A 23,055-nucleotide genomic window follows, 5' to 3' on the forward strand; every position below is an offset into this window, starting at 1 on the left:
CGCTACAAACTCGTCAGCTCCCGCGGTGCGAGAACGTCGGTAGGCACTGCTGCGCGAGTTCGACGCGGGCGCAACGACAACAGAGCGGTGATGAATCCGTTACCGGGCAGTGTCAATTCCACGTTCTTCAACACGGTTCGGCGCATCAACGCGAGCAGGGCTGCGACGCCGGTGACTGCCATCCACATCGGCAGCGGGTACAGCGTCAAGCGTTCACCCAAGCCGAAAGTGAGTGTTCGTCCGAGAAGCAGTACGGCGCCGACGATTCCGGTGGCCGCGCACAGTCCCGACCATACTGCGATCCATTTGCTGTGCTTCCAGAATTGAATTGCCATGAGTACGAGAACGGCATGACGGGCGACGAAGCCGGGAAGTACTGCGGTCCAGTGAACGAAGGTCCCGTCGTTGGCCGGGAAGAGGCCGGTAGCCGCGGTGCTCAGTGCAACGACGACGGCAAGGCCGAGAATCCACTTTTTCGCACGACCGTCCGGAATGTACTTGTGCAGCAAGGCCGCACCGAGGATGGTGAGCGCACCGAGGATCATGAAGGCCGCGTTCATCACGTCGTGCATCGGCGAACACGAATCCACGCTGCATGTCGTCACGCCCAGCGAACTGATGGAGTCACGCGCGAAGCTGTACGGCGTCTTCCAGGCTCCGGCCGTGAAGATCTCGACAAGCAGGTAGAGCACCGACAGGACCCAGGCGGTGCCGGCTGTGCCGAGGCGAAGATTGTGAGTGATGGTGTTCCCTCTCGCGGCGCTCTGAGGGGATTGCACCCAAAGATCTGTTTCGCAGGCGAAGGATGAACCTTCGCAGGCTGGACAGATCCAACACTACGGTAACAATCTGATAACGGCCTGTGAAACCGGATCAGGCGGAGCGGACCAGACGGTCGGGTAGTGCATCAGCGACTTGTCGGTAACGGTCGATCATCGTTTCGATCAGTAGAGAGTGCCCACCGATCGTTTCGGCGAAACGCGCGCGCGGACATACCGTTGCTGCTGCAGCGCTGAGCCGGTCGGTCAGTAGGCCGGGAGCCAAGAACCAGGGTGCGACGACAACGCGTTCGGCGCCGTTCTGCTCGAGAGCGGAGATCGCCTGGGCAACTGTTGGTTCCGCGGATGTCGCGAAACAGATTCGAACGCCCGACCAGTTGGTTCCGCTCAGGAGAGTGGACGCCAGTTCTGCGGTCGCGGCGTTGGCACGCGCGTCGGACGAGCCGACCGCCGCAAGAGCGACACCGACCGACGGATCGTCCGGCCGGGCGCCCGCTTCGAGGATTCGCTCGCGCACTGCCTCGATAAGCCGAGCATCGCGACCTAGTACGTCTGCTTGGAACACGGTCAGTTGGGGGTGGCGTGTCGCGGCAGCGGCCAAGAGCCCGGGCAGATCTACCCGAGCGTGGAAGGCGTTGCCCAGCAGCATCGGAACAACAACGGCGTGAGTGTGGCCGTCGTGTGCAACTCCGTCCAGGACCTGATCGATGGACGGTGCATTGAGATCGAGAAACGCCAGCCGGACATCGAGGTCTGGCCGGGCTTCACGAAGAGCCGCCACGGCAGCCGCGATCACCCGAGCAGAACGGGGATCACGGCTGCCGTGCGCAACAGCAATGAGCGGAACCATCTTCTTAGACGCGCTCGCCCAATTCGACAGCGGAAATGACGTCGCCGACCAAGCCGGCTGCGAGAGTGTTTCCACCAGCGGGATCGATCAACAGGAAGCTGCCGGTGTGGCGGTTCACTGCGTAGTCGTCGGCCACGATCGGCTCGGCCACGCGGATCGAGATCTTGCCGATCTCGTTGAGCTCGAGAGTATCCGGGCCCTGATCCGTGGTGAGATCCTGCTCGTTGAAGCGCTCCACCAAGCTGCCGACGATGGCCTGCGTCGTGCGCGTGCCGTGCTTGAGCAGCAGACGTGCGCCGGGGCGCAGCGACTTCTCGGCCAACCAGCAGACGGTGGCGTCGAATTCGCCGATCGGCTCGGGTGCGTCAGACGGCGAGGCGATGGTGTCGCCGCGAGAGACGTCGACGTCGTCGGCCAGGATCAGCGTGACGCTGCGCCCCGCGTGGGCGACGTCGAGTTCGCCGTCGGCCGTGTCGATACGAGTGACGGTGGTGCGCGTACCCGAGGGCAGGATCACCACTTCGTCGCCGGGTACGACGGAACCGGCGGCAACCTGGCCGGCGTATCCGCGGTAGTCGAGGAACTCGGCGGTACGCGGACGGATCACGTACTGCACCGGGAAACGCAGGCCGACGCGATGCGGCTCGGCGTCGACGGGAATCGACTCGAGGTGCTCGATCAGCGTGGGGCCGGTGTAGTACGGGGTCTTGTCGGAGCGGATGGCGACGTTGTCACCGTGCAGTGCCGATACCGGGATCTCGACGACGTCTTCGCTTGCCCAGCCCAGTGAGCTGGTGAGTTCGTTGAACTCGGCGGAGATCGAGGTGAAGACCTCTTCGGGGTTCTCGACGAGGTCGATCTTGTTCACGGCGAGAACGAGCTTCGGGACACCGAGCAACGCGAGAACCGCTGCGTGCCTACGAGTCTGCGCGATGACGCCCTTGCGGGCATCGACCAGCAGGATCACGAGCTGAGCCGTCGAGGCGCCGGAGACCGTGTTGCGGGTGTACTGCACGTGGCCCGGTGTATCGGCAAGCACGAAGGTGCGCTTGGGGGTCGCGAAGTAGCGGTACGCCACGTCGATGGTGATGCCCTGCTCACGCTCGGCGCGCAGTCCGTCCACCAGGAGCGACAGGTCAGGGGTGTCGAGACCGCGGTCCACCGACGCACGGGTCACGGCGTCGATCTGGTCGGCGAGAACGGATTTCGTGTCGTACAACAGGCGGCCCACGAGGGTGGACTTTCCGTCGTCGACGCTGCCGGCAGTTGCCAGTCTGAGCAGATCGCTCATCAGAAGTAGCCCTCTCGCTTGCGGTCTTCCATGGCCGCTTCGGAAACTCGGTCGTCGCCACGGGTCGCGCCGCGCTCGGTCAAACGTGATGCCGCAACCTCGGCGAGAATCGCTTCGTTGTCAGCCGCATCGGAGAGAACAGCACCGGTGGTCGAACCGTCGCCGACGGTGCGGTAACGCACCGAAAGGGTCTGCAGCTCTTCGCCGTCAGCCGGACCACCCCAGACTCCGGGGGTCATCCACATGCCGTCGCGCTGGTACACCGGACGCTGGTGGGCGTAGTAGATGCTGGCGAGTTCGACGTTGTCGCGGGCGATGTAACGCCAGATGTCCAGCTCGGTGAAGTTGCTGAGCGGGAAGACGCGCACCTGCTCGCCGGGGGAGTGGCGACCGTTGTAGAGGTTCCACAGTTCCGGGCGCTGCTTCTTGGGATCCCACTGGCCGAAAGCGTTGCGCAGCGAGAAGATCCGCTCCTTGGCGCGGGCGCGCTCCTCGTCGCGGCGAGCGCCACCGAAGACGGCGTCGAAGCGGTTCTCGGAGATCGCGTCCAGCAACGGAACGGTCTGCAGCGGGTTGCGGATACCGTCGGGGCGCTCGGTGAGGCGACCGTCCGCGATGTACTCCTCGACGCTGGCCACGTGCAGGCGCAGGTTGTACTTGGCGACGACGTGATCGCGGAAGTCGAGAACTTCCTGCAGGTTGTGGCCGGTGTCGACGTGCAGCAGGGTGAACGGCAGCGGCGCAGGCCAGAAGGCCTTGATCGCCAGATGCAGCAGCACGGTGGAGTCCTTACCTCCCGAGAAGAGAATGACCGGGCGTTCGAACTCGCCGGCTACCTCTCGGAAGATGTGGATCGCTTCGGACTCGAGGGCGTCGAGAGTATCGAACTGTGTGCCGTCGAGCTGAGGACGTGAAAGTGTCAAGTCAACTGTCATGATGCGTGCAACCCGCATTCTGTCTTGGAGGCACCGGCCCAACGACCGCTACGCGGATCGCTGCCGGGGGCTGGCTTGCTGGTGCAGGGTGCGCAGCCGATGGACGGATAGCCCTCGTCGACAAGAGGATTGACGAGGATGGAATTGGTGTCGATGTAGTTCTGCATCTCCTCGTCCGACCACGGAGCGATCGGGTTGATCTTCACGAGGCCGAAGGCCTCGTCGAAGGAGATCAGGGGAGCGTTGGCGCGGGTGGGCGCTTCGACGCGGCGGATGCCGGTCACCCACGCGCTGTAGCCGGACAGTGTCTGCTTGAGGGGTGCGACCTTGCGCAATGCGCAGCAGCGGTTGGGATCACGGGCGAACAGATCCTTGCCCTCGGCGACATCCTGCTCGGCGACGCTTGCCAGCGCGCGTGCATTGATGACGTTGACGCCGTAGACCTGCTCGACCGCGTCACGTGTGCCGATGGTCTCGGGGAAGTGGTAGCCGGTGTCGAGGAAGAGTACGTCGACGCCCGGATGCACCTGTGCGGCAAGGTGAACCAACACACCATCCTGCATGTTCGACGCAACAATGTAACCGTTACGATCCCCCGTCGCTGCGCTCGCCCCGTCACCGAACGTGTCCTCGGTCCACTGCAACAGTTCCTGTGCGCTGGCTCCGTCGAGTTCTACGGCACCGCGCTCGGCGATGGACCGAAGCTCGTCGGCGGTTGCTCGCGAAATGTCCACTGTCATCGCAAATCTCCTTCGTCTGCGCGCACTGCCCATTCGGCGAACCGTTCACCTTCGTTGCGGTTCTTGACGAACTGACGTACGACGCGGTCGATGTAGTCACCCATCTCGACGCTGGTGACCTTGTGCTGGCGCAGCTTGCGTCCGAAGGCGCTGTCGAATCCGAGGCTGCCTCCCAGGTGAACCTGGAAACCCTCGACTTGATTCCCCTCACCGTCGTCGACGAGCTGGCCCTTGAAGCCGATGTCGGCGATCTGCGAGCGAGCGCAGGAGTTGGGGCAACCGTTGATGTTGATGGTGATCGGCACGTCGAGCTGGCTGTTGATGTCGGCGAGACGCTGTTCGAGTTCGGGCACGAGCACCTGCGAACGCTTGCGTGTCTCGGCGAACGAGAGCTTGCAGAACTCGATGCCGGAGCAGGCCATCAGGTTCTTGCGCCAGTGCGACGGTCGGGCGGGAAGGCCCAGCGCGTCGAGATCGGCGATGAGCGGCTCGAGGGTCTCGTCGGCGACGTCGAGGATGATCAGCTTCTGGTACGGCGTGAAGCGGATCCGGTCGCTGCCGGCTTTCTCCGCGGCGTCGGCGACCTGAGCCAGGATGTCTCCCGAGACGCGGCCGGCGATCGGAGCGAAGCCGACTGCGTTGTGGCCGTTGCGGGTCTTCTGGATGCCGACGTGGTCGATCGGGCGCTTGGGCTTCTCCGGCGCGGGGCCGTCGATGAGCGGGCGCTCGAGGTACTCCGTCTCGAGAACCTCGCGGAACTTTTCGATGCCCCAGTCCTTGATGAGGAACTTGAGCCTTGCCTTCGCGCGCAGACGGCGGTAGCCGTAGTCACGGAAGATCGAGACGACACCCTCCCAGACATCGGGGACCTCGTCGAGCGGAATCCAGGCGCCGACGCGCTGCGCCAGCATCGGGTTGGTGGACAGTCCGCCGCCGACCCAGAGGTCGAGGCCCGGGCCGTGCTCGGGGTGGTTCACGCCGATGAAGGCGATGTCGTTGATCTCGTGAACGACGTCCTGCTGACCGGAGATGGCGGTCTTGAACTTGCGCGGCAGGTTGGAGTACTTGGGGTCGCCGATGTAGCGGCGCACGATCTCGTCGATCGCCGGGGTGGGATCGAGGACCTCGTCGAGCGATTCGCCGGCCAGGGGAGAACCGAGGACGACGCGGGGGCAGTCACCGCACGCTTCGGTGGTCTTGAGTCCGACGGCTTCGAGGCGCTTCCAGATCTCCGGAACGTTCTCGACCTCGATCCAGTGGAACTGGACGTTTTCGCGGTCGGACAGGTCGGCGGTGTTCCGGCCGAATTCCTTCGAGATGCCGGCGATGGTGCGCAGCTGCTCGACGTTGAGAGCGCCGGCGTCGCAACGCACGCGCATCATGAAGTACTTGGCCTCGAGCAGGTCGATGTTCTCGTCGCCGGTGAAGGTGCCGTCGTAGCCTTCTTCGCGCTGGGTGTAGAGACCCCACCAGCGGAAGCGGCCGCGAAGGTCGCCCTTGTCGATGCTGTCGAATCCCTGCTTGGAGTAGATGTTCTCGATGCGGGCCCGAACGTTGAGCGGGTTGTCGTCCTTCTTGGCCTGCTCGTTGGCGTTGAGCGGCTCGCGGTAACCGAGGGCCCACTGACCTTCGGCGCGACGCTTGGCGGGACGCGCAGCGCGTGCGGGCCGGGCTTCGGCAGGTGCTGCCGAATCGGCGGGTGTGGCGGCGTCGGTGGTCGACGTCATCGATGAACTCCTGGATCTGGGCGGTTGATCGGCACGCGGCACGCACTATCGACGAACTGTGGCGGTGTCTGATCGGGACGCACCGGTCCGTGTCGGAAATCGAGGGGGCTGTCCTCGGTCTCGGAAAGCTCGCGGCCGGCAGGTGTGCTCACGAAAACGAACAGCTGGAGAAGCTGTATCTCTGAAACGACGTGTCTCTGCAGAGAGTTGTTTCGGTGAAGCAGATGGAGATGAGCGGGAAAGGCTGGAAGATCAGTGAAAGATCAACAGCTACACAGGTGCAGACACGACGAGCTGCACACACGCTTGAAGTCGACATGGCGACGCGCCACAAGTCGCACTCCGAGTCCGGTCATGCGGACCATTGTGCCACGTCAACTCGATAATTCCGACTCGGGCGCATATTTCCACGAAAAACGGGGGAAATATCGAGTTCAGGCCACGCGCCGACCTGCATCGCAGGCTGAATAGGTGTGCGTTCCGGATGCTGGGACACTGGAGGCGTGAATGCCACCAGCACGACTCCCACTCGACAGAGCGAGGCGACGCCCTTCGCCTTGCCCGCGCGATCGCTCGAGGGTGTCGGGAAACGGCCGTTCGGGATCTACATCCACGTCCCGTTCTGTGCCACCAGGTGTGGGTACTGCGATTTCAACACCTACACGGCCGGTGAGCTCGGAACCTCGGCGTCGCCGCAGTCGTGGCTGGAGGGTTTGCGACGCGAACTCGATCTCGCGGCCGAGATGACGGGCGCCCCGGCGGCCGAGACGGTGTTCGTGGGCGGTGGAACGCCGTCGCTGCTCGGTGGCGACGGGCTGTCCGACGTGCTGTCGGCGGTTCGCAGCAGCTTCGGCTTGGCGTCCGGCGCCGAAGTGACCACGGAATCGAACCCCGAATCGACGTCGCCGGAATTCTTCGACGCTCTCCGCAGTGCGGGATTCACCCGCATTTCCCTCGGCATGCAGTCCGCGGCTCAGCACGTCCTGAAGATCCTCGACCGCACCCACACTCCCGGCCGCGCCGTCGCTGCCGCGAAAGAGGCTCGCGCAGCTGGTTTTTCGCACGTGAACTTGGATTTGATCTATGGAACGCCAGGGGAGCGAGACCAAGATCTGGACGCCTCACTCGATGCGGTTCTCTCCGCCGATGTCGACCACGTCTCGGCCTACGCGTTGATCGTCGAGGACGGCACCGCCATGGCTCGCAAGGTCAGGCGCGGCGAGCTGCCCGCGCCGGACGACGACGTGCTGGCCTCACGATACGAACGAATCGATTCACGCCTGTCCGAGGCCGGCTTGCACTGGTACGAGGTCTCCAACTGGGCAAAGGCGGAAACCGCGGACTCCGGTGACACCCGGTGCCGTCACAACCTCGGCTACTGGGACGGTGGTGACTGGTGGGGCGCCGGACCGGGCGCGCACAGTCACGTCGGCGGAGTGCGGTGGTGGAACGTCAAGCACCCGGCACGGTACGCGGAACAGTTGGCCCTCGGTGAACTTCCCGTCGGCGGCAGCGAAGAACTGACCGCCGAGGACGAACACATGGAGCGCGTCATGTTGACCGCGCGGTTGCGTACGGGACTTCCGTTGTCGGAACTGTCTGCATCCGAACGCCTTTCGGCCGAACAGGTGGTAGTCGACGGGTTGGCCGTGATCGAGAACGATCACGTGGTTCTCACCGACCGTGGCCGCCTGCTCGCTGATGCGGTGATTCGCACGATCCTGACCTGACGCGGCACCATCCTTCGCCGCGTAATGTGGCCGTGGTGGCCATCATTCATCGTGCGCAGCTGAATCCGTCCAAGAACGACCTGCTCCGAGCGTGGGTGCCCAAGCAGCCATGGATCAGGTCGGTCGACTGTTCGACGCTCGAACGCGTCGACGCCTATCGTTTCGACGACCCGGACGGCGAGGTCGGAGTCGAGACGCATCTGCTCCGCTCTGCCGACGGTCGAATTCTTCAGGTCCCGCTCACTTATCGTGGTGCTCCGCTGGACGGGGCGGAGACTGCGCTGATCGCAACCATGGATCATTCGGTACTGGGCGAGCGGTGGGTGTACGACGCTTGCTGCGATCCGGTCTACGTGAGCGTGGTGGCGACCGCGATTCTGACCGGTGGGGCCGGAGTCGATCTGGTTTTCGCGGACTCCGCCGATCACATCCCGGTGACGGCTCACGTAGTAGGCAGCGGTACGGCCGGCGCTTCCGTACCGGACGTCGAATCGGTGACCTGCTCGACAGTCGGCACCGACTCGATCATCAGCGCGGGAGAACTGGAATTGACCGTGGTGAGAGTGATCGACGCAGATCGAGTGTCAGGCTCGGCGACGCTCACCGGAACCTGGCCGGGGCAGCCGAATCCCGCACTGCTCGCGTTCGTCGGTTGAGTCTCGGCGCCTGAGTCGCGTGAGCGTCAGCGGACGCCCTCGATGACACCGGGCATCGCGTCGAAGTCGAAGACACGCGCGTGCAGCACGACGCGGTTTCGCAGGGCCGAACGAACCGCTCGGTGCAGGCCGTCCTCGAGGTAGAGAGTGCCGCGCCACTGCACTGCGTGAGGGAACAGATCGCCGTAGAAGGTCGAGTCCTCCGACAGCAGGCGATCGAGTTCGAGGACCTTCGTGGTGGTCACGATCTCGTCGAGTCGAACCTGACGTGGAGGGAACTTCGACCAGTCGCGTAGAGACAGTCCGTGATCGGGATACGGTTTGCCGTCCATCACGCCTTTGAAGATCATGTGCCGCCTTGTCCATGGTTGTGCGATCGACCCTTCGCCGATCTCACTCCACAGTAAGGGCAACAGCCGTCTCTGGCGCTCGGGCGATTAGACTGCCAGTGGGAACCGATGTGTAAATGTCGGTGTTCGTTCTGTTCAGGAAACGGAGGTGGCAACGATGTCGAGTACCGACGACAGGCGTTTCGAGGTCTTACGTGCAATCGTGGCCGATTACGTCTCCACCCAGGACCCGGTGGGATCCAAGGCCCTGGTCGAGCGTCACAACCTCGGAGTGTCGAGCGCCACTGTGCGCAACGACATGGCATTCCTCGAGGCCGAGGGCTACATCGCCCAACCGCACACCAGTTCCGGCCGCGTCCCCACCGACAAGGGATACCGCGAATTCGTCGATCGCATCGCCGACGTCAAGCCCATGTCCGGACCCGAGCGACGAGCGATCCTCGAGTTCTTGGAGTCGGGTGTCGACCTCGACGACGTTCTGCGCCGCGGTGTGCGACTGCTCGCGCAACTGACCCGTCAGGTCGCGGTTGTCCAATATCCGTCGCTGTCCGCGTCGTCGGTTCGCCACCTCGAGGTGGTCGCATTGACGCCGGCGCGCCTGCTCCTCGTTCTCATCACCGATTCCGGCCGCGTCGATCAGCGAATCGTCGAACTCGGGGACGTCCTCGAAGACGAAGACCTGTCCCGGTTGCGCGCGCTTCTCGGCGGGGCCCTGGAAGGCAAGCGCCTGGCCGCCGCGTCGATTGCCGTGGCGGAACTGGCCGACGAGTCTCCGGCCGACCTGCGCGACGCCGTGATCCGGTCGGCAACGGTTCTGGTCGAGACCCTGGTCGAACATCCGGAAGATCGCCTCGTCCTGGGCGGAACCTCCAACCTCACGCGCAACGCCGCCGATTTCTCCGGTCTGGCCGGCTTCCCCGGTTCGCTGCGCGCAGTGCTCGAAGCACTGGAAGAGCAGGTAGTGGTCCTCAAACTGCTCGCTGCGACGCAGAATTCCGGCACGGTCACCGTCCAGATCGGTGAAGAGACGCAGGTCGAACAGATGCGCGGAACCTCCGTGATTTCGACTGGCTACGGCGCGGCCGGTACCGTTTTCGGTGGTGTCGGTGTGCTCGGACCCACTCGGATGGACTATCCGGGAACAATTGCATCGGTTGCCGCCGTTGCCAGATACATCGGCGAAGTTCTCTCCGAGCGATGACGGACGTCGACATTTGGTCGGCACACCTCCTCGCGAGGACTGAGGAAAACCTAGAAGTAAGAGAAGGACGAGAGACTCAACGTGGCACGGGATTACTACGGATTGCTCGGCGTCGGCAAGAACGCGACAGACCAGGAGCTCAAGCGCGCTTACCGCAAGCTGGCACGCGAACTGCACCCGGACGTCAACCCTGACGAGGCGGCGCAGGCCAAGTTCAAGGAGATCTCGACGGCCTACGAGGTCCTGACCGACCCGGAGAAGCGTCGCATCGTCGATCTCGGCGGAGACCCGCTCGAGTCCGGTGGCGGCGGAGGTGGTGGCTTCGGCGGCGGATTCGGTGGCGGTGGCCTCGGCGACGTCTTCGAAGCCTTCTTCGGCGGCGGTGGCGGCGCAGGTCGTGGGCCGCGCGGTCGCGTTCAGCCCGGAGCCGACTCGTTGCTTCGCACCAAGCTGACCCTCGCAGAATGTGCGACGGGCGTCAGCAAGCACGTGACCGTCGAGACGGCCATTCTGTGCGACAGCTGCACCGGAGCCGGAACCAACGGCGACTCCAAGCCTGTCCGCTGTGAGACCTGCAACGGTGCCGGCGAAGTTCAGTCCATCCAGCGATCGTTCCTCGGCCAGGTCATGACCTCGCGTCCCTGCCCGACGTGCCGCGGTGCCGGTGAGACCATCCCGGATCCCTGCCACAAGTGTGGCGGCGACGGCCGAGTGCGGGCCAAGCGCGACATCACGGTGAAGGTTCCGGCGGGCGTTGCCGGTGGCATGCGCATCCGTTTGACTGCGCAGGGTGAAGTCGGCCCAGGCGGCGGACACCCCGGCGACCTCTACGTCGAGATCGTCGAGCAGCAGCACGACGTCTTCGTTCGGGACGGTGAAGACCTGCACTGCACCATCCGTGTTCCCATGGTCGACGCAGCACTGGGTACCAGTGTCACCGTCGACACCATCATCGACGGCCCCAAGGAAATCACCATCGAGCCAGGCACCCAGCCCGGGCACGTTGCTGTTCTTCGCGGTCACGGTATGCCGAAACTGCGGTCGGGAGTGCGCGGCGACGTCCACGCTCACCTCGAGGTGGTCATCCCGAGCCGCCTCGATCACAAGCAGTCCAAGCTGCTCAAGGAATTCAAGCTGCTCCGCGATCGTGACGAGGCCGAGGTCGTTTCGACGACGTCGCAGAACAGCGGTGGTCTGTTCTCGCGTCTTCGCGAAGCATTCAGCGGCCGCTGACGGTGGCCGCAACGGTCTTCTTTCTCGACCCGGTTCCCGGCGTCGGTGAAATCGCAGTTCTGGACGGGCAGGAGGGTCGCCACGCGGCCACTGTCCGCCGGATCGGTGTCGGCGAGCGTTTGGTGTTGGCCGACGGCCGTGGCCGGGTAGCCGACGCCGAGGTGACGAGCGTCGGCAAGGATCGCCTCGAACTGTTGGTCAGCGACGTTCAGGTTCTCGAGCAGCCCAAGCCGTTGGTGACCCTGATTCAGGCACTGCCCAAGGCCGAGCGCTCCGAATTGGCCGTCGAACTGGCCACCGAGGCTGGTATCGACGCCGTGATTCCGTGGCAGTCCTTGCGTTGTGTCGCCAAATGGGAAGGCCCGAAGCTCGCCAAGGGCGTCGCACGCTGGCGAAGTGCCGCAGTGTCTGCGGCGAAGCAGTCCAGACGCGCGTTCGTCCCGGAGATTTCGGATCTGCACAAGACGGCGGCGGTGATCGCGTTGGTTCGCGACGCCGTTGCCCGCGGCGCTGTGGTTGCGGTGCTTCACGAATCGGCGACGACGCCGTTGGCCGGCTTGCCGTTGGCGAGCGCGGACGAGGTATTTCTCGTTGTCGGTCCCGAAGGTGGGCTCGACGATTCGGAGATCAGTGCGTTGTCGGAGGCCGGGGCCACTCCGGTGCTTCTCGGGCCGACGGTCCTGCGCACGTCGACCGCCGGGGCTGTTGCTCTCGGCGCGATCGGAGTGCTGACCGATCGCTGGGGACCACGGCCACTGCACTGATCTTGTTGTGACTGCACTGACGTTGGTGTGATCCCGAGCTGAATCGGATCCGGCGCTCAGCGAAGTGTCAGATTTGCGCACTATCGTAAGGACGTCGGGGGTCGCCTTCGGCGTGAGTTGGTTCGGGGATTTCAGGAGGCCAGATGTTGTCACGTGCGCATATGCGAATTGCCGGAGCGGTGTGTGCCGCGGCGGCGATGATGCTGGTTGCGGGGTGCACCGTCTCCACCGGAGACAATCCTGGCTCTTCCGGTAATGCCGTCACCACCACACCGACCAGCGAGGCGCTCGTCACCGTCACTCCCGCCGACGGCGGAACCCCAGTGAGCCCCCTCGATCCCATCGAGGTCCAGGTCGCGAAGGGAACACTGACGACCGTCGCGCTGACCAATCCCGAAGGTAAGGAAGTCGCCGGTATCACGACGCCTGACAAGACGTCCTGGAAGCCGAGCGAACCACTCGGATACGGCAAGACCTACAAGCTTGTCGTCGATGCCGTCGACGCGAATGGTGTTGCCACGACCAAGAACACGACGCTGACCACCGTCGCGCCGAGTAATCAGACTCGCGCGTACATCAACACCACCGGTGGCGCCTCGATTTCGGACGGTGGCACGTACGGCGTCGGCACGGTCGTCGCCGTTCATTTCGACGAGTTGATCGGTGACAAAGCCGCGGCCGAGAAGTCTCTGGTGGTCACCACCAATCCGCCCGTACAAGGATCGTGGTACTGGGTCGACGGTCAGAACGTTCACTGGCGTCCGCAGAATTACTACGCACCAGGCACGACGGTCTCGGTGAACGCGAACATCTACGGCAAGCAACTCGGCAACGGACTGTACGGCCAACAGGACGACACCGTGTCCTTCAAGATCGGCGACTCCCACGTCTCGGTCGCCGACGACAACACCAAGATGGTGACCGTCTACGAAAACGGTCAGGTGATCAAGGAGATGCCGACCTCGATGGGTATGGGCGGCACCGAAACGATCGGCGGCACGACGCTCTCGTTCTGGACCCAGCCCGGCACGTACACCGTGATGGACAAGGCCAATCCCGTCATCATGGATTCGTCGACCTACGGTCTGCCGATCAACTCGCGCCTGGGCTACAAGGAATCCATCAACTGGGCCACCCGCATCAGCACGGACGGTATCTATCTTCACGAGTTGGAGAGCACCGTCTGGGCGCAGGGAAACACCGACACCTCGCACGGTTGCCTCAATCTCAGTGCGGCCAATGCCAAATGGTTCTTCGATTTCTCGCAGCCAGGAGATGTCGTCGAGATCAAGAACACCGGCGGGGCTCCGCTGGAGGTGTGGCAGAACGGCGACTGGACCCTCTCGTGGGCAGACTGGGCCGCAGGCAGCGCCCTCGCCTGAGATAGATTTCCTCGGTGCCTCGATTCAAGATTCCGTACGGCCGACACGAGCAACAGTTCGGGCATCTCTACGTTCCCGACGAGGCGGTTGACGGCCCGATCCCGATCGTCATGCAGATCCACGGCGGCTTCTGGAGCGGGCAGTACGGATTGAATCTGGGCACCGCATTTGCCGTCGAACTCGCGCGGCACGGCGTCGCAGTGTGGAACATCGAATACCGCCGCCTCGGGGCGGGCGGTGGTTGGCCGGAAATGTCCGCCGACGTGAAAACGGCGTACGACGAAATCCCCGGACTGGTTGCCGCGAAGTCCTCGGCCGAATTCGATCTGAATCAGATTCGCCTGCTCGGGCATTCGGCCGGCGGACATCTTGCAGTGTGGCTGGCGGGAGAGAAGGACACGTTCACCCGGCCTGAACGGGTAATCGCGCAGGCTGCCGCACTCGATCTGGCGTCGGCAGGCGAGCGTGGACGACGGATCAGCTTCATCGAGGATCTGTTCGGCGTTCCGTTCGAAGCGGACCCGGATCTGTATCGCAATGCGTCGCCACAGCATCGACTGCCGATCGGCGTTCCCGTTGTGTGCGTCACGGGTGCGGAGGATCTGCAGGTGCCGGCCAAGGTGAGCTCCCGGTATGCGAAGGCTGCCGAAGCGGCTGGTGATCCCGTGGCACTGCGTGTGATCGAGGGCGAAGGGCACGACGCATTTCTCTCACCCTCGACCGAGTCCTGGCGGGTCTCCCGCGAGTTGGTTCTCGCCGAAGACCCGCTGGCTCCGAGCACGTCAGACTGACACGGGGCCTTCTTGCACAGGGGCCTTCTTGCCCGGCAGGATGAACGCCACGACAACTGCCCCCACGAACAGTGCAAGGCCGCCCGCCCAGCTGGCCGCCGAAATCGCGTCGGCGTAGGCACTGCCGGCGGCGTCGAGCAACGGCGCTGCCTGAGCTGCAGCCAAGGGGTTGCCTGCCATCTCTTCGGCGACCAACGAAGCGCCGCCGACGGATTCTCCCGACACCTCCATCGCGTACGCGGCCTGTTGCGCCAGCTCACCCGTCAACTGTGGAACCTGCATACCGCTGATGAATCCTGCGATCGAATCCTTGTAGCTCGCAGCGAGGATCGAGCCCAGGATCGCGATTCCCAGAGAGCCGCCGAGTTCGATGGCGGTGTCGTTGAGGCCACCAGCAGCGCCGAGATCGTCCTCGGAGAAGTTGTCCATGATGGCGTCGGTGGCCGGCGGTTCACTCAAGCCGATGCCCAGGCCGAGCAGGATCAGTGGGACAGCGAACATCCAGTAGCCCGAATCGCCGTCTACCTGCGTGAGAATCAGAACACCGACCGCGGCGACGACCATGCCGCCGACGATGGATGCCCGGACGCCGATCAGCGGAGTGATCCGGCCACTGACCACGGCGCCGATCGAAACGGCAATTGCCAAGGGCAGCAGACGAACACCGGTTTCGAGTGCGCCGTAGCCGAGGATGAACTGGAACTGCTGTGAGATGAAGTAGATGGCACCGAAGGCGGCCAGGAAGAGCAGAAGTACGGCGAGTGTCGCGCCGCCGACCATGCGCTGGCCGAGTTTGCGGACGTCGAGCAGTGGCTGCGGGTGACGCCGTTCCCAGACGACGAACGAGACGAGACCGATCGCAGCGAGCACGGCGGTGCCGATGGGTCCGCCGGTCCACCCGAAGTGGAATCCGTTGATGATCGAGTACACGAGCGAGCCGATGGTGACCACCGAGAGTGCGCCGCCGATCCAGTCGATCCGGCCCAGGTGCTCGGCCTTGCTCGGCGGCACCAGGATTACGGCGGCGACGGCAGCGACGGCGGCGATCGGGACGTTGATCAGGAAAGTGATGCTCCAGGAATGACTGTCGAGAATCCAGCCGGCCAGTAGCGGACCGAGGGCAATCGCCAGACCCGACGTCGCCGCCCACGCCGCGATGGCGCGTGATCGCTCCGCTTTGGGAAAGGTGGCGACCAGAAGCGAGAGCGTCGCGGGCATGATGATCGCGGCGCCGACGCCCATGATCATTCGTGCCGCGATGACGGCGTTGGTGGTGTCCGCGATACTGCCGAAGACGGCGCCGCCGGCGAACACGGCGAGTCCGGCCAGAAGCGCTCCGCGGCGACTGTACTTGTCACCGATCACGCCGAACAGCAACATCAGCGCGGCGTAGGGGACTGTGTAGCCGTCGATGACCCATTGCAGTTGAGTGCTGGTGAGCCCGAGGTCTCTGGTCATGTCCGGCGCCGCGACGATCAGCGCGGTATTCGCCATCACGACGATCAGCAAACTCAGGCATAACACCCCGAGCGCGGCCCACCGCCGTGAGTACGGCTGGTCCATCTCCGAGACAGGTTTGCTCATGAGTGTCGTCATGACGCGACTCCGTTCCTGATGATCGAAGAGACTCCTCGATCTATTTGCACACTGATGTGTAAGTTAATAACTTGCACACCGATGTGCAACTATGATTGACCTAGATCACAGTTGGGCAGTCGAAAGAGGTGGAACGCGCGTTGACGCATTCGGGCACAGTCGTTTCGGGAACTGCCGAATCGGGCGGAAGGCAGCGTCGTAGTCAGGCCGCGGCGAATCGCAATCGCATCATCGAGGCGGCGATCACGGCGTTCGCTGCTGATCCGGATGCGAGTATGGACGACGTCGCAAAGGCTGCCGGTGTGGTCAGACGAACCGTGTACGCGCATTTCGACAGCCGTGAGGCGCTGATCAACGGCATCGTGGACGAGGCGTCGACCGATCTCGTTGCTGCGCTGAGCCAAGCCGGTGAGCCGCCCGAGCGCCCCGATCTGGCGACTGCCGTACTGGCATTGCTGTCATGGCCGGTCGGTGATCGATTCCGGATGCTACTCAGTTTTGCTCGCAAAGAGTTGGGGGAGCAGCGGATTCTCGATTTGATGGAGCCCGCGCGCGCCGTGAGTATCAGCGTCGTCGAGCGAGGTCAGCGTGACGGCACCTTCTCGACATACCTGCCGGCCGAGACTCTGGTAGCGATGACCGAGGCGATCACGATCACTTTGTTCGATCAGGCCAACAGTGGGCTCATCACCGACTCTGGCGAATCCTTTGCCGCCGTATGCCTGGTCATCGCGGGTATCAGTCCGGACAGAAGCGCCGAGGTCGTCGCCGAAGCGTCGGAATGGATCCGAGAATCGCTGCCGTCCGGTCGCCGCGAGGATTAGGCCGGGACGATTAACAAGTGGGCCGTGTCCGACTCTGGCGCTAGACTTCGAAGTATCGAGGCTCACGAGTCGAGTGGGCTGATCGGACCAGAAAGCAGGCCATATTCACCACGTGAGTGAACACAGTGAACTCGACGGGAACCGTGTAACCACCATCACCGATCGCGCTCTGCCCGCAGAGCGCACCGTCCGTTCGAGTATGGATCTGGCGCCGGAGACCGTGCGTCAAATCCTGGGGGCGACGGACGAGAATCTCACCGCGATCGAACGTGAGCTTCGTGCCGACATTCACGTACGTGGCGGAACTGTCTCCTTGTCGGGGACGGCTGCAGACGTTGCGCTGGCAGAACGTGTGTTCAGTGAATTGGCGTCGCTGGCCGGTCGGGGGCAACCCATCGCACCGGATGCTGTTCGACGAACCATCGGCATGCTCACCAACGAGGTCGGCGAGTCTCCGGCCGAGGTGCTCTCCCTCGACATTCTTTCGCGTCGGGGCAAGACGATTCGGCCCAAGACCCTCAACCAGAAACGCTACGTCGACGCCATCGACGAGAACACCATCGTGTTCGGAGTCGGCCCGGCCGGCACCGGCAAGACCTACCTCGCCATGGCCAAGGCCGTTCAGGCGTTGCAGGCCAAGCAGGTCTCTCGGATCATCCTGACCAGGCCGGCAGTCGAGGCAGGCGAGCGACTGGGCTTTCTGCCCGGCACATTGCACGAGAAGATCGATCCGTATCTGCGCCCGCTGCACGACGCATTGCACGACATGATGGATCCCGAGGCGATTCCGAAGTTGATGCAGGCCGGAGTCATCGAGGTCGCTCCGCTCGCCTACATGCGCGGCCGGACGCTCAACGACGCCTTCATCATCTTGGACGAAGCGCAGAACACCACGGCCGAGCAGATGAAGATGTTCCTGACCCGTCTCGGGTTCGGTTCCAAGATCGTGGTCACCGGAGACGTGACCCAGGTCGATCTACCTGGTGGGGCCCGTTCGGGTCTGCGTGCGGCATCCGAAATCCTCACCGGGATCGACGATATTCATTTCGCCACCCTCGACAGCAGTGACGTCGTACGTCATCGGCTGGTCTCCCACATCGTCGACGCTTACGAGCGTCACGAATCGGATCGGTCCGGCGAGTTGGCCGTCGGAAACCGGGCGCAGCGCCGCGCTGCACATGCTCATTCACCGCGACGGTAGGCTGATCGACGCATCAACCCCTACTTTTCCCAGGAAAGAGCGTCGCACATGAGCATCGAGGTCTCGAACGAATCGGGCATGGACATCTCCGAACCGGAGTTGATCAGCGTTGCCCGTTTCGTGATCGCTCGGATGGATGTCCATCCGGCGGCCGAGCTGTCGATGGTTCTCGTCGACTCCGCGACGATGGCGGATCTGCACGTTCGCTGGATGGACCTGCCGGGCCCGACCGACGTCATGTCGTTCCCGATGGACGAACTCGAGCCGGGTGGCCGTCCTGATTCCCCGGAGCCGGGACCGTCGATGCTCGGCGACATCGTGTTGTGTCCGTCTTTTGCCGCGGATCAGGCTGACAAGGCCGGGCATTCACTGGCCCACGAACTTGCCCTCCTGACCGTCCACGGTGTGTTGCACCTCCTCGGCTACGACCACGCGGAGCCGGAAGAGGAGAAGGAGATGTTCGGCTTGCAGAACAGCCTCCTCGAAGAGTGGTACGAAGACCTTCGCCGTATCGACCGCGAAGCAGCACTGGCCGAACGCGATCAGAAGCTGCTCGGCAAGACCGGTTTCGTCGACGGAGTGGACCGATAACAGGCATCCGGGGGTTCTGTAGTGAGTAGCGCCATAGCGCTCTTTGTTCTGGCGATTGCTCTTGTCCCGGTCGGTGGTGTCTTCGCGGCCGTCGACTCGGCGCTCAACACCATTTCGTCGGCGCGCATCGACGAGATGGCAAAGGAAGAGCGAGCCGGCGCCGCGCGCGTGCAGCGCATTCTGACCGATCGTCCGCGATACGTGAACCTGATGGTCCTGCTTCGCATTTTGTGCGAGATCACGGCCACCGTCGTACTCGTGGGCGGTCTGATCGACATCCTCTCGTTGGGCTGGGCGCTGACCGTCACCGCGGTGATCATGGTTCTCGTCTCGTACGTGGTCATCGGCGTCGGACCGAGAACGCTTGGGCGCCAACATGCGTACTCCATCGCGATGGCCGCGTCGTTGCCACTGCTGTGGATCGGTGTTCTGCTCGGGCCGATCAGTCGCGTCCTGATCCTCGTGGGTAACGCCTTGACCCCGGGTAAGGGCTTCCGCAACGGTCCGTTCGCTTCGGAAATCGAGTTGCGTGAACTCGTGGACATGGCGCAGGAACGCGGCGTCGTCGCCGACGAAGAACGCCGAATGATCCAGTCCGTCTTCGAACTCGGAGACACGTCGGCACGCGAGGTGATGGTGCCTCGCACCGACATGGTGTGGATCGAAAATGACAAGAATGCCGGACAGGCGACGTCGTTGGCCGTGCGCAGTGGTCACTCGCGCTTGCCGGTCATCGGGGAGAACGTCGACGACGTGCTCGGTGTCGTCTACCTCAAGGATCTGGTCAAGCAGACCTACCACCTGCCCGACGGCGGCCGGAACGTCAACGTCTGCGACGTCATGCGGCCGGCGGTCTTCGTTCCCGACTCGAAGCCACTCGACAGCTTGCTGGCCGAGATGCAGCGCGACCGCAATCACATGGCGATCCTCGTCGACGAGTACGGCGGAATCGCCGGGCTGGTCACGATCGAGGACGTCATCGAAGAGATCGTCGGTGAGATCGCCGACGAGTACGACGAGGACGAGACGCCGCCCATCGAGGATCTCGGCGACGGAATGTTCCGCGTATCCGCGAGGCTTCCCATCGAAGACCTCGGCGAATTGTTCGATCTCGAACTCGAACTCGACGAGGTGGAGACCGTCGGCGGGCTGATCGGATACGTACTCGGCCGAGTTCCGCTTCCTGGTTCCGAGGTGGAATACGACGGTTTGATCCTGCGCGGTGAGGGAACCAACACGGGCCGAGGCCGGGTACGCATCAGCACGGTGTTCGTGCAGCGCATCCCGCGGTCCGAAGACGAAGAGACAGAAGACACCGATGACTGAGCGAGTGTTCAGCGAGGAGCAGTTATGAGCAAGAACGAATTCCGGTCAGGCTTCGTGTGTTTCGTGGGTCGACCCAATACGGGTAAGTCCACGCTGACCAATGCGTTGGTCGGCAGCAAGATCGCGATCACGTCCTCGCGCCCGCAGACGACGCGCCATACGATTCGTGGCATCGTTCACCGCGAGCATGCGCAGCTGATCCTGGTGGACACCCCTGGACTGCACAAGCCGCGCACATTGCTCGGGCAGCGCCTCAACGACCTGGTTCGTGACACGTACTCCGAGGTCGACGTCATCTGCCTGTGCATCCCGGCCGACGAGGCCATCGGGCCCGGAGACCGCTGGATCGTGCAGCAGATTCGTCAGATGGCGCCCAAGACCAAGCTGGTCGGCATCGTCACCAAGATCGACAAGGTCAGCCGCGACGCCGTCGGAAAGCAGTTGCTTGCGCTGTCCACCGTGCTCGGCCCCGAATCCGAGGTCGTTCCGGTGTCCGCGAAGTCGGGCGAACAGGTCGAGATCCTGGTCGACGTCCTCGCCGGTCTGATGGACGAGGGCCCGGCCTTCTACCCGGACGGCGAATTGACGGACGAGCCCGAAGAGGTGCTCATGGCCGAACTCATCCGTGAGGCTGCGCTCGAGGGTCTCGGTGAGGAATTGCCGCACTCCCTGGCCGTGGTGATCGAGGAGGTCATCCCGCGCGAAGGACGCACCGAGAAGCAGGGCGAGATGCTGGACGTCCACGCGTTGCTCTACGTCGAGCGGCCCAGCCAGAAGGGCATCGTCATCGGTAAGGGCGGAGCGCGTCTGCGGGAAGTCGGTACCAGTGCGCGCCTGCAGATCGAGAAGCTGCTCGGTGTGCGGATCTTCCTGGAGTTGCACGTCAAGGTCGCCAAGGACTGGCAGCGCGACCCGAAGCAGCTCGGCCGGCTGGGCTTCTAGGGCCTCCGGCCCCGTGAGCGGTTAAGGAGTCCAGGGACTGCCTAACCACTCACAGGGGCCGGAGGACCCTGAGGATCGCCGCGCCGATGTCCTGCTCGTCGACGCCGGTGGCCAGGCGTCGGAGTTGGAGTCCAGTGATGACGGCGACGAGCGTCGATGCAATCGATTCGGGATCCGGTACGTCGAGTGCCGTCAGAATCGTGACGGTCAAATCGTCGTAAGCGGCAAAGCATTCGACCGCCACTTCATGGAGTTCGTGGTCGCGGCCGGCGGCGATGTACATCTCGAACGGAGCGATTCGCTCGGCCGAGAACGAAAGATCTCGCGTCACCTTCTCAGCTATTGCCGCGGCATCCTCGACGCTGAGACCTTTGTCGCGGTACTCCTCGGCCAAGGCGCGCAGGCGCCACGTCTCGTCTGTCACGAATCGAGACAGAGCAGCGCGAAGCATGTCCGACTGGCTCGCGAAGTGATACGTGATCGATCCGAGTGAGACGCCGGCCTGCGCGGCGATGCGCCGGTTGCTCACACCCGGGATGCCGTCGGTACCGACGACGTGCAGAACGGCGTCGAGTATTCGCTCGCGAACGTCCCGGTTACTCATCGGGTCACCACCACGGCTCGGGTCGGACCTGATCCCAACGCAGGACCGATTCCAATTGTGAAGCGAGGGAGACCAACAGAGGCTCGGTGTTCTCGTTGCCCATCAACTGCGCACCGATGGGCAGGCCGGCCTTGCTGAATCCGGCCGGCACGTTGACCGAGGGCCAGCCGAGGACGTTCCACGGCCACGCGTACGGGCAGGCGCCGGTCATGACCTTGTCGGTGTCCCAACCACCGATGCCGTCGATCGCGGTCGCCATGATCGGTGGAGTTGCCGTCGTGGGTGCCAGGACGACGTCGTAGGTGTCGAAGATCGCTCCGATCCGCTTTCGCATCCGCGGTTCGGCCGCGCGGGCCGCGCGCAGTGGCGCACCACGAAGTAGCTTGCCGTTCTGTGCATTTCCGCGTGTTCGGGCATCGACCAGTGTCGGGTCGGGAACGCGTCCGAGCCAGTCGTGGACCCCGACGAGTGAGCGGGGCAGAAAGTTCAGGCCGAAGATCAGGCCGTATGCGGGATCGTCGACGACGACGTGGTGTCCGAGTTCCCGCAGCGTGTCGGCGATCGAATGCACGGCCAGGCGCACTTCCGGGTCCAGCTTCACAGGAGTGGCGGTGAACGGATTACGAAGGGAAAGAGCGATTTTCAGCTTTCCGGGGTCGCGTCCCACCGCGTCGCTGACGGTGACCGGTGTCGGCTTGTGGAGATCGCCGTCGTGGTTGCCGGCAGCGACGTCGAGCAGCAGTGCCGCGTCGGCGACGGTGCGAGCGAGCGGGCCGTTGACCGTCAGGCCGTAGAAGGCTTCGGCGTCGGGCCAGGTGGAGATGCGCCCGCGCTGCGGCTTGATTCCGACGAGGTTGGTCCAGGCCGCGGGGATTCGGATGGAACCGGCTCCGTCGGAACCGATTCCGGCGCTGACCAATCCGGCAGCGACGGCCGCGGCGGTGCCGCCCGACGATCCGCCTGGAGTGTGGTGACGCGACCACGGATTGCGCGTGTAACCGAAGGCTGAACCGCTCGTGAGCGGCCACTGGCCCAGTTCCGGGCTGTTGGTCTTGCCTACGATCACTGCGCCGGCGTCGCGGAGGCGTCGAACCATCTCCGAGTCCTCGGTCTTGGCCGGGAAATCGCCAGGGCAACCGAAGGCGGTGGGTTCGCCGGTGATGTCGACATCGTCCTTCACTGCGATCGGCACGCCGAGAAGAGGTAGGCGCTCGCCGAGTGCGAGACGCCTGTCGGACTCGGCAGCTTCTTCGAGTGCCTTCTCGCGCCGCACGATCTTGAACGCATTGAGGTGAGGCTGAGTGGCCTCGATCCGGCTCAGCGTTGCCTCCGTGGCCGCGACGGACGAGGTAGCACCCGAAGCCAGACTCGCAACCTGGTCGACAAGGCCGGGGGCGAGATCGTGGTCGGTTCGAGAAGTCATCAAGTTCCCTTCGCAAAACTGTTCGTTCGAACGAACAGTAACTTGTTTCAGTATTAGCGAACTTGGGTTCCGCGTCAAGATCGCGTCAAGACGCCAGGTCAGTGCGTAAGTGGATCGTC

22 protein-coding genes are annotated in these 23,055 nt (G+C 63.8%); 12 read left to right on the forward strand and 10 right to left on the reverse strand.

All coding sequences use genetic code 11. From position 1 onward, the window contains the following. Positions 1-2 precede the first annotated feature (2 nt). The 6 genes from AC2ETI_RS13645 to AC2ETI_RS13670 form a co-directional block, all read right to left on the reverse strand. On the reverse strand, positions 3-779 hold the full coding sequence (locus AC2ETI_RS13645; RefSeq protein ID WP_020908202.1) for a DUF998 domain-containing protein: 777 nt from the start codon (positions 777-779) through the stop codon (positions 3-5). 94 nt (positions 780-873) lie between these two features. Further along, a complete protein-coding gene (locus tag AC2ETI_RS13650; RefSeq protein WP_020969974.1) occupies positions 874-1,629 on the reverse strand; it encodes a sirohydrochlorin chelatase in 756 nt (251 codons plus the stop codon). 4 nt (positions 1,630-1,633) lie between these two features. Next, on the reverse strand, positions 1,634-2,920 hold the full coding sequence (locus AC2ETI_RS13655) for a sulfate adenylyltransferase subunit 1 (protein ID WP_020969973.1): 1,287 nt from the start codon (positions 2,918-2,920) through the stop codon (positions 1,634-1,636). Beyond that, a complete protein-coding gene (cysD, locus tag AC2ETI_RS13660; protein WP_020908199.1) occupies positions 2,920-3,855 on the reverse strand; it encodes a sulfate adenylyltransferase subunit CysD in 936 nt (311 codons plus the stop codon). Before cysD ends, AC2ETI_RS13655 begins: the two co-directional genes overlap by 1 nt. Further along, positions 3,852-4,595: a phosphoadenylyl-sulfate reductase gene (locus AC2ETI_RS13665; protein ID WP_020908198.1), complete on the reverse strand. Its 744-nt coding sequence runs from the start codon at positions 4,593-4,595 to the stop codon at positions 3,852-3,854. Before AC2ETI_RS13665 ends, cysD begins: the two co-directional genes overlap by 4 nt. Beyond that, on the reverse strand, positions 4,592-6,322 hold the full coding sequence (locus tag AC2ETI_RS13670; protein ID WP_020908197.1) for a nitrite/sulfite reductase: 1,731 nt from the start codon (positions 6,320-6,322) through the stop codon (positions 4,592-4,594). Before AC2ETI_RS13670 ends, AC2ETI_RS13665 begins: the two co-directional genes overlap by 4 nt. A gap of 503 nt (positions 6,323-6,825) precedes the next feature. On the opposite strand from AC2ETI_RS13670, the gene hemW reads away from it, so the two are divergent. Beyond that, on the forward strand, positions 6,826-8,052 hold the full coding sequence (hemW, locus tag AC2ETI_RS13675; protein WP_019749029.1) for a radical SAM family heme chaperone HemW: 1,227 nt from the start codon (positions 6,826-6,828) through the stop codon (positions 8,050-8,052). A gap of 35 nt (positions 8,053-8,087) precedes the next feature. Beyond that, positions 8,088-8,708 (forward strand): CG0192-related protein, encoded by a 621-nt coding sequence (locus tag AC2ETI_RS13680; protein WP_483634030.1) that lies wholly within the window; start codon positions 8,088-8,090, stop codon positions 8,706-8,708. Positions 8,709-8,734: 26 nt separating this feature from the next. Here AC2ETI_RS13680 and AC2ETI_RS13685 read toward each other — a convergent pair whose 3' ends face one another. Beyond that, the gene (locus tag AC2ETI_RS13685) at positions 8,735-9,058 is read right to left on the reverse strand and encodes a type II toxin-antitoxin system VapB family antitoxin (RefSeq protein ID WP_003944521.1); all 324 of its coding nucleotides are present in this window, start codon (positions 9,056-9,058) and stop codon (positions 8,735-8,737) included. A 157-nt stretch (positions 9,059-9,215) separates the two neighbouring features. Between AC2ETI_RS13685 and hrcA the strand changes: the two genes are divergently transcribed. From hrcA to AC2ETI_RS13710, 5 genes are all read left to right on the forward strand, one after another. Further along, on the forward strand, positions 9,216-10,259 hold the full coding sequence (gene hrcA, locus AC2ETI_RS13690; RefSeq protein WP_019749027.1) for a heat-inducible transcriptional repressor HrcA: 1,044 nt from the start codon (positions 9,216-9,218) through the stop codon (positions 10,257-10,259). A gap of 81 nt (positions 10,260-10,340) precedes the next feature. Next, complete coding sequence (gene dnaJ / locus AC2ETI_RS13695) at positions 10,341-11,492, forward strand: molecular chaperone DnaJ (protein WP_019749026.1); 1,152 nt, start codon at positions 10,341-10,343, stop codon at positions 11,490-11,492. Between the two features lie 2 nt (positions 11,493-11,494). Continuing rightward, on the forward strand, positions 11,495-12,256 hold the full coding sequence (locus AC2ETI_RS13700) for a 16S rRNA (uracil(1498)-N(3))-methyltransferase (RefSeq protein ID WP_021333396.1): 762 nt from the start codon (positions 11,495-11,497) through the stop codon (positions 12,254-12,256). 143 nt (positions 12,257-12,399) lie between these two features. After that, the gene (locus AC2ETI_RS13705) at positions 12,400-13,638 is read left to right on the forward strand and encodes a L,D-transpeptidase (protein ID WP_020908192.1); all 1,239 of its coding nucleotides are present in this window, start codon (positions 12,400-12,402) and stop codon (positions 13,636-13,638) included. Positions 13,639-13,652: 14 nt separating this feature from the next. Beyond that, positions 13,653-14,429, forward strand: a complete 777-nt coding sequence (locus tag AC2ETI_RS13710; protein ID WP_021333395.1) for an alpha/beta hydrolase family protein — start codon at positions 13,653-13,655, stop codon at positions 14,427-14,429. Here AC2ETI_RS13710 and AC2ETI_RS13715 read toward each other — a convergent pair. Further along, on the reverse strand, positions 14,421-16,025 hold the full coding sequence (locus AC2ETI_RS13715; RefSeq protein WP_400822026.1) for an MFS transporter: 1,605 nt from the start codon (positions 16,023-16,025) through the stop codon (positions 14,421-14,423). The two genes, AC2ETI_RS13710 and AC2ETI_RS13715, sit on opposite strands and share 9 nt — an antisense overlap. A gap of 128 nt (positions 16,026-16,153) precedes the next feature. On the opposite strand from AC2ETI_RS13715, the gene AC2ETI_RS13720 reads away from it, so the two are divergent. The 5 genes from AC2ETI_RS13720 to era all read left to right on the forward strand — a co-directional run bounded on the left by AC2ETI_RS13720 (position 16,154) and on the right by era (position 20,909). Continuing rightward, a complete protein-coding gene (locus AC2ETI_RS13720) occupies positions 16,154-16,849 on the forward strand; it encodes a TetR/AcrR family transcriptional regulator (protein WP_020908189.1) in 696 nt (231 codons plus the stop codon). A gap of 112 nt (positions 16,850-16,961) precedes the next feature. Then, positions 16,962-18,050, forward strand: coding sequence for a PhoH family protein (locus AC2ETI_RS13725; RefSeq protein WP_019749020.1), 1,089 nt, complete (start codon positions 16,962-16,964; stop codon positions 18,048-18,050). 48 nt (positions 18,051-18,098) lie between these two features. Then, entirely contained in the window at positions 18,099-18,641 is a 543-nt protein-coding gene (gene ybeY / locus AC2ETI_RS13730) for an rRNA maturation RNase YbeY (protein WP_003944525.1), read from the forward strand. A gap of 21 nt (positions 18,642-18,662) precedes the next feature. Continuing rightward, positions 18,663-19,967, forward strand: coding sequence for a hemolysin family protein (locus AC2ETI_RS13735; protein ID WP_019749019.1), 1,305 nt, complete (start codon positions 18,663-18,665; stop codon positions 19,965-19,967). A 24-nt stretch (positions 19,968-19,991) separates the two neighbouring features. Beyond that, complete coding sequence (era, locus tag AC2ETI_RS13740) at positions 19,992-20,909, forward strand: GTPase Era (RefSeq protein ID WP_020908188.1); 918 nt, start codon at positions 19,992-19,994, stop codon at positions 20,907-20,909. 49 nt (positions 20,910-20,958) lie between these two features. On the opposite strand, the gene AC2ETI_RS13745 is transcribed toward era, so the two are convergent. Beyond that, entirely contained in the window at positions 20,959-21,513 is a 555-nt protein-coding gene (locus AC2ETI_RS13745; protein WP_483634031.1) for a TetR/AcrR family transcriptional regulator, read from the reverse strand. Between the two features lie 4 nt (positions 21,514-21,517). Beyond that, a complete protein-coding gene (locus AC2ETI_RS13750; protein WP_020908187.1) occupies positions 21,518-22,936 on the reverse strand; it encodes an amidase in 1,419 nt (472 codons plus the stop codon). Between the last annotated feature and the right edge of the window lie 119 nt (positions 22,937-23,055).

Source organism: Rhodococcus sp. MurmanLake-1, assembly GCF_056945715.1.

What these genes read in the sequence shown, in the direction of transcription:
- AC2ETI_RS13705 (WP_020908192.1), top strand. Translation starts at nt 12,400, where the DNA reads ATGTTGTCACGTGCGCATATGCGAATTGCCGGAGCGGTGTGTGCCGCG.
- AC2ETI_RS13745 (WP_483634031.1), bottom strand. Translation starts at nt 21,513, where the DNA reads ATGAGTAACCGGGACGTTCGCGAGCGAATACTCGACGCCGTTCTGCAC.
- AC2ETI_RS13655 (WP_020969973.1), bottom strand. Translation starts at nt 2,920, where the DNA reads ATGAGCGATCTGCTCAGACTGGCAACTGCCGGCAGCGTCGACGACGGA.
- hrcA (WP_019749027.1), top strand. Translation starts at nt 9,216, where the DNA reads ATGTCGAGTACCGACGACAGGCGTTTCGAGGTCTTACGTGCAATCGTG.
- cysD (WP_020908199.1), bottom strand. Translation starts at nt 3,855, where the DNA reads ATGACAGTTGACTTGACACTTTCACGTCCTCAGCTCGACGGCACACAG.
- AC2ETI_RS13750 (WP_020908187.1), bottom strand. Translation starts at nt 22,936, where the DNA reads ATGACTTCTCGAACCGACCACGATCTCGCCCCCGGCCTTGTCGACCAG.
- ybeY (WP_003944525.1), top strand. Translation starts at nt 18,099, where the DNA reads ATGAGCATCGAGGTCTCGAACGAATCGGGCATGGACATCTCCGAACCG.
- era (WP_020908188.1), top strand. Translation starts at nt 19,992, where the DNA reads ATGAGCAAGAACGAATTCCGGTCAGGCTTCGTGTGTTTCGTGGGTCGA.
- AC2ETI_RS13665 (WP_020908198.1), bottom strand. Translation starts at nt 4,595, where the DNA reads ATGACAGTGGACATTTCGCGAGCAACCGCCGACGAGCTTCGGTCCATC.
- AC2ETI_RS13685 (WP_003944521.1), bottom strand. Translation starts at nt 9,058, where the DNA reads ATGATCTTCAAAGGCGTGATGGACGGCAAACCGTATCCCGATCACGGA.
- AC2ETI_RS13650 (WP_020969974.1), bottom strand. Translation starts at nt 1,629, where the DNA reads ATGGTTCCGCTCATTGCTGTTGCGCACGGCAGCCGTGATCCCCGTTCT.
- AC2ETI_RS13715 (WP_400822026.1), bottom strand. Translation starts at nt 16,025, where the DNA reads ATGACGACACTCATGAGCAAACCTGTCTCGGAGATGGACCAGCCGTAC.
- AC2ETI_RS13670 (WP_020908197.1), bottom strand. Translation starts at nt 6,322, where the DNA reads ATGACGTCGACCACCGACGCCGCCACACCCGCCGATTCGGCAGCACCT.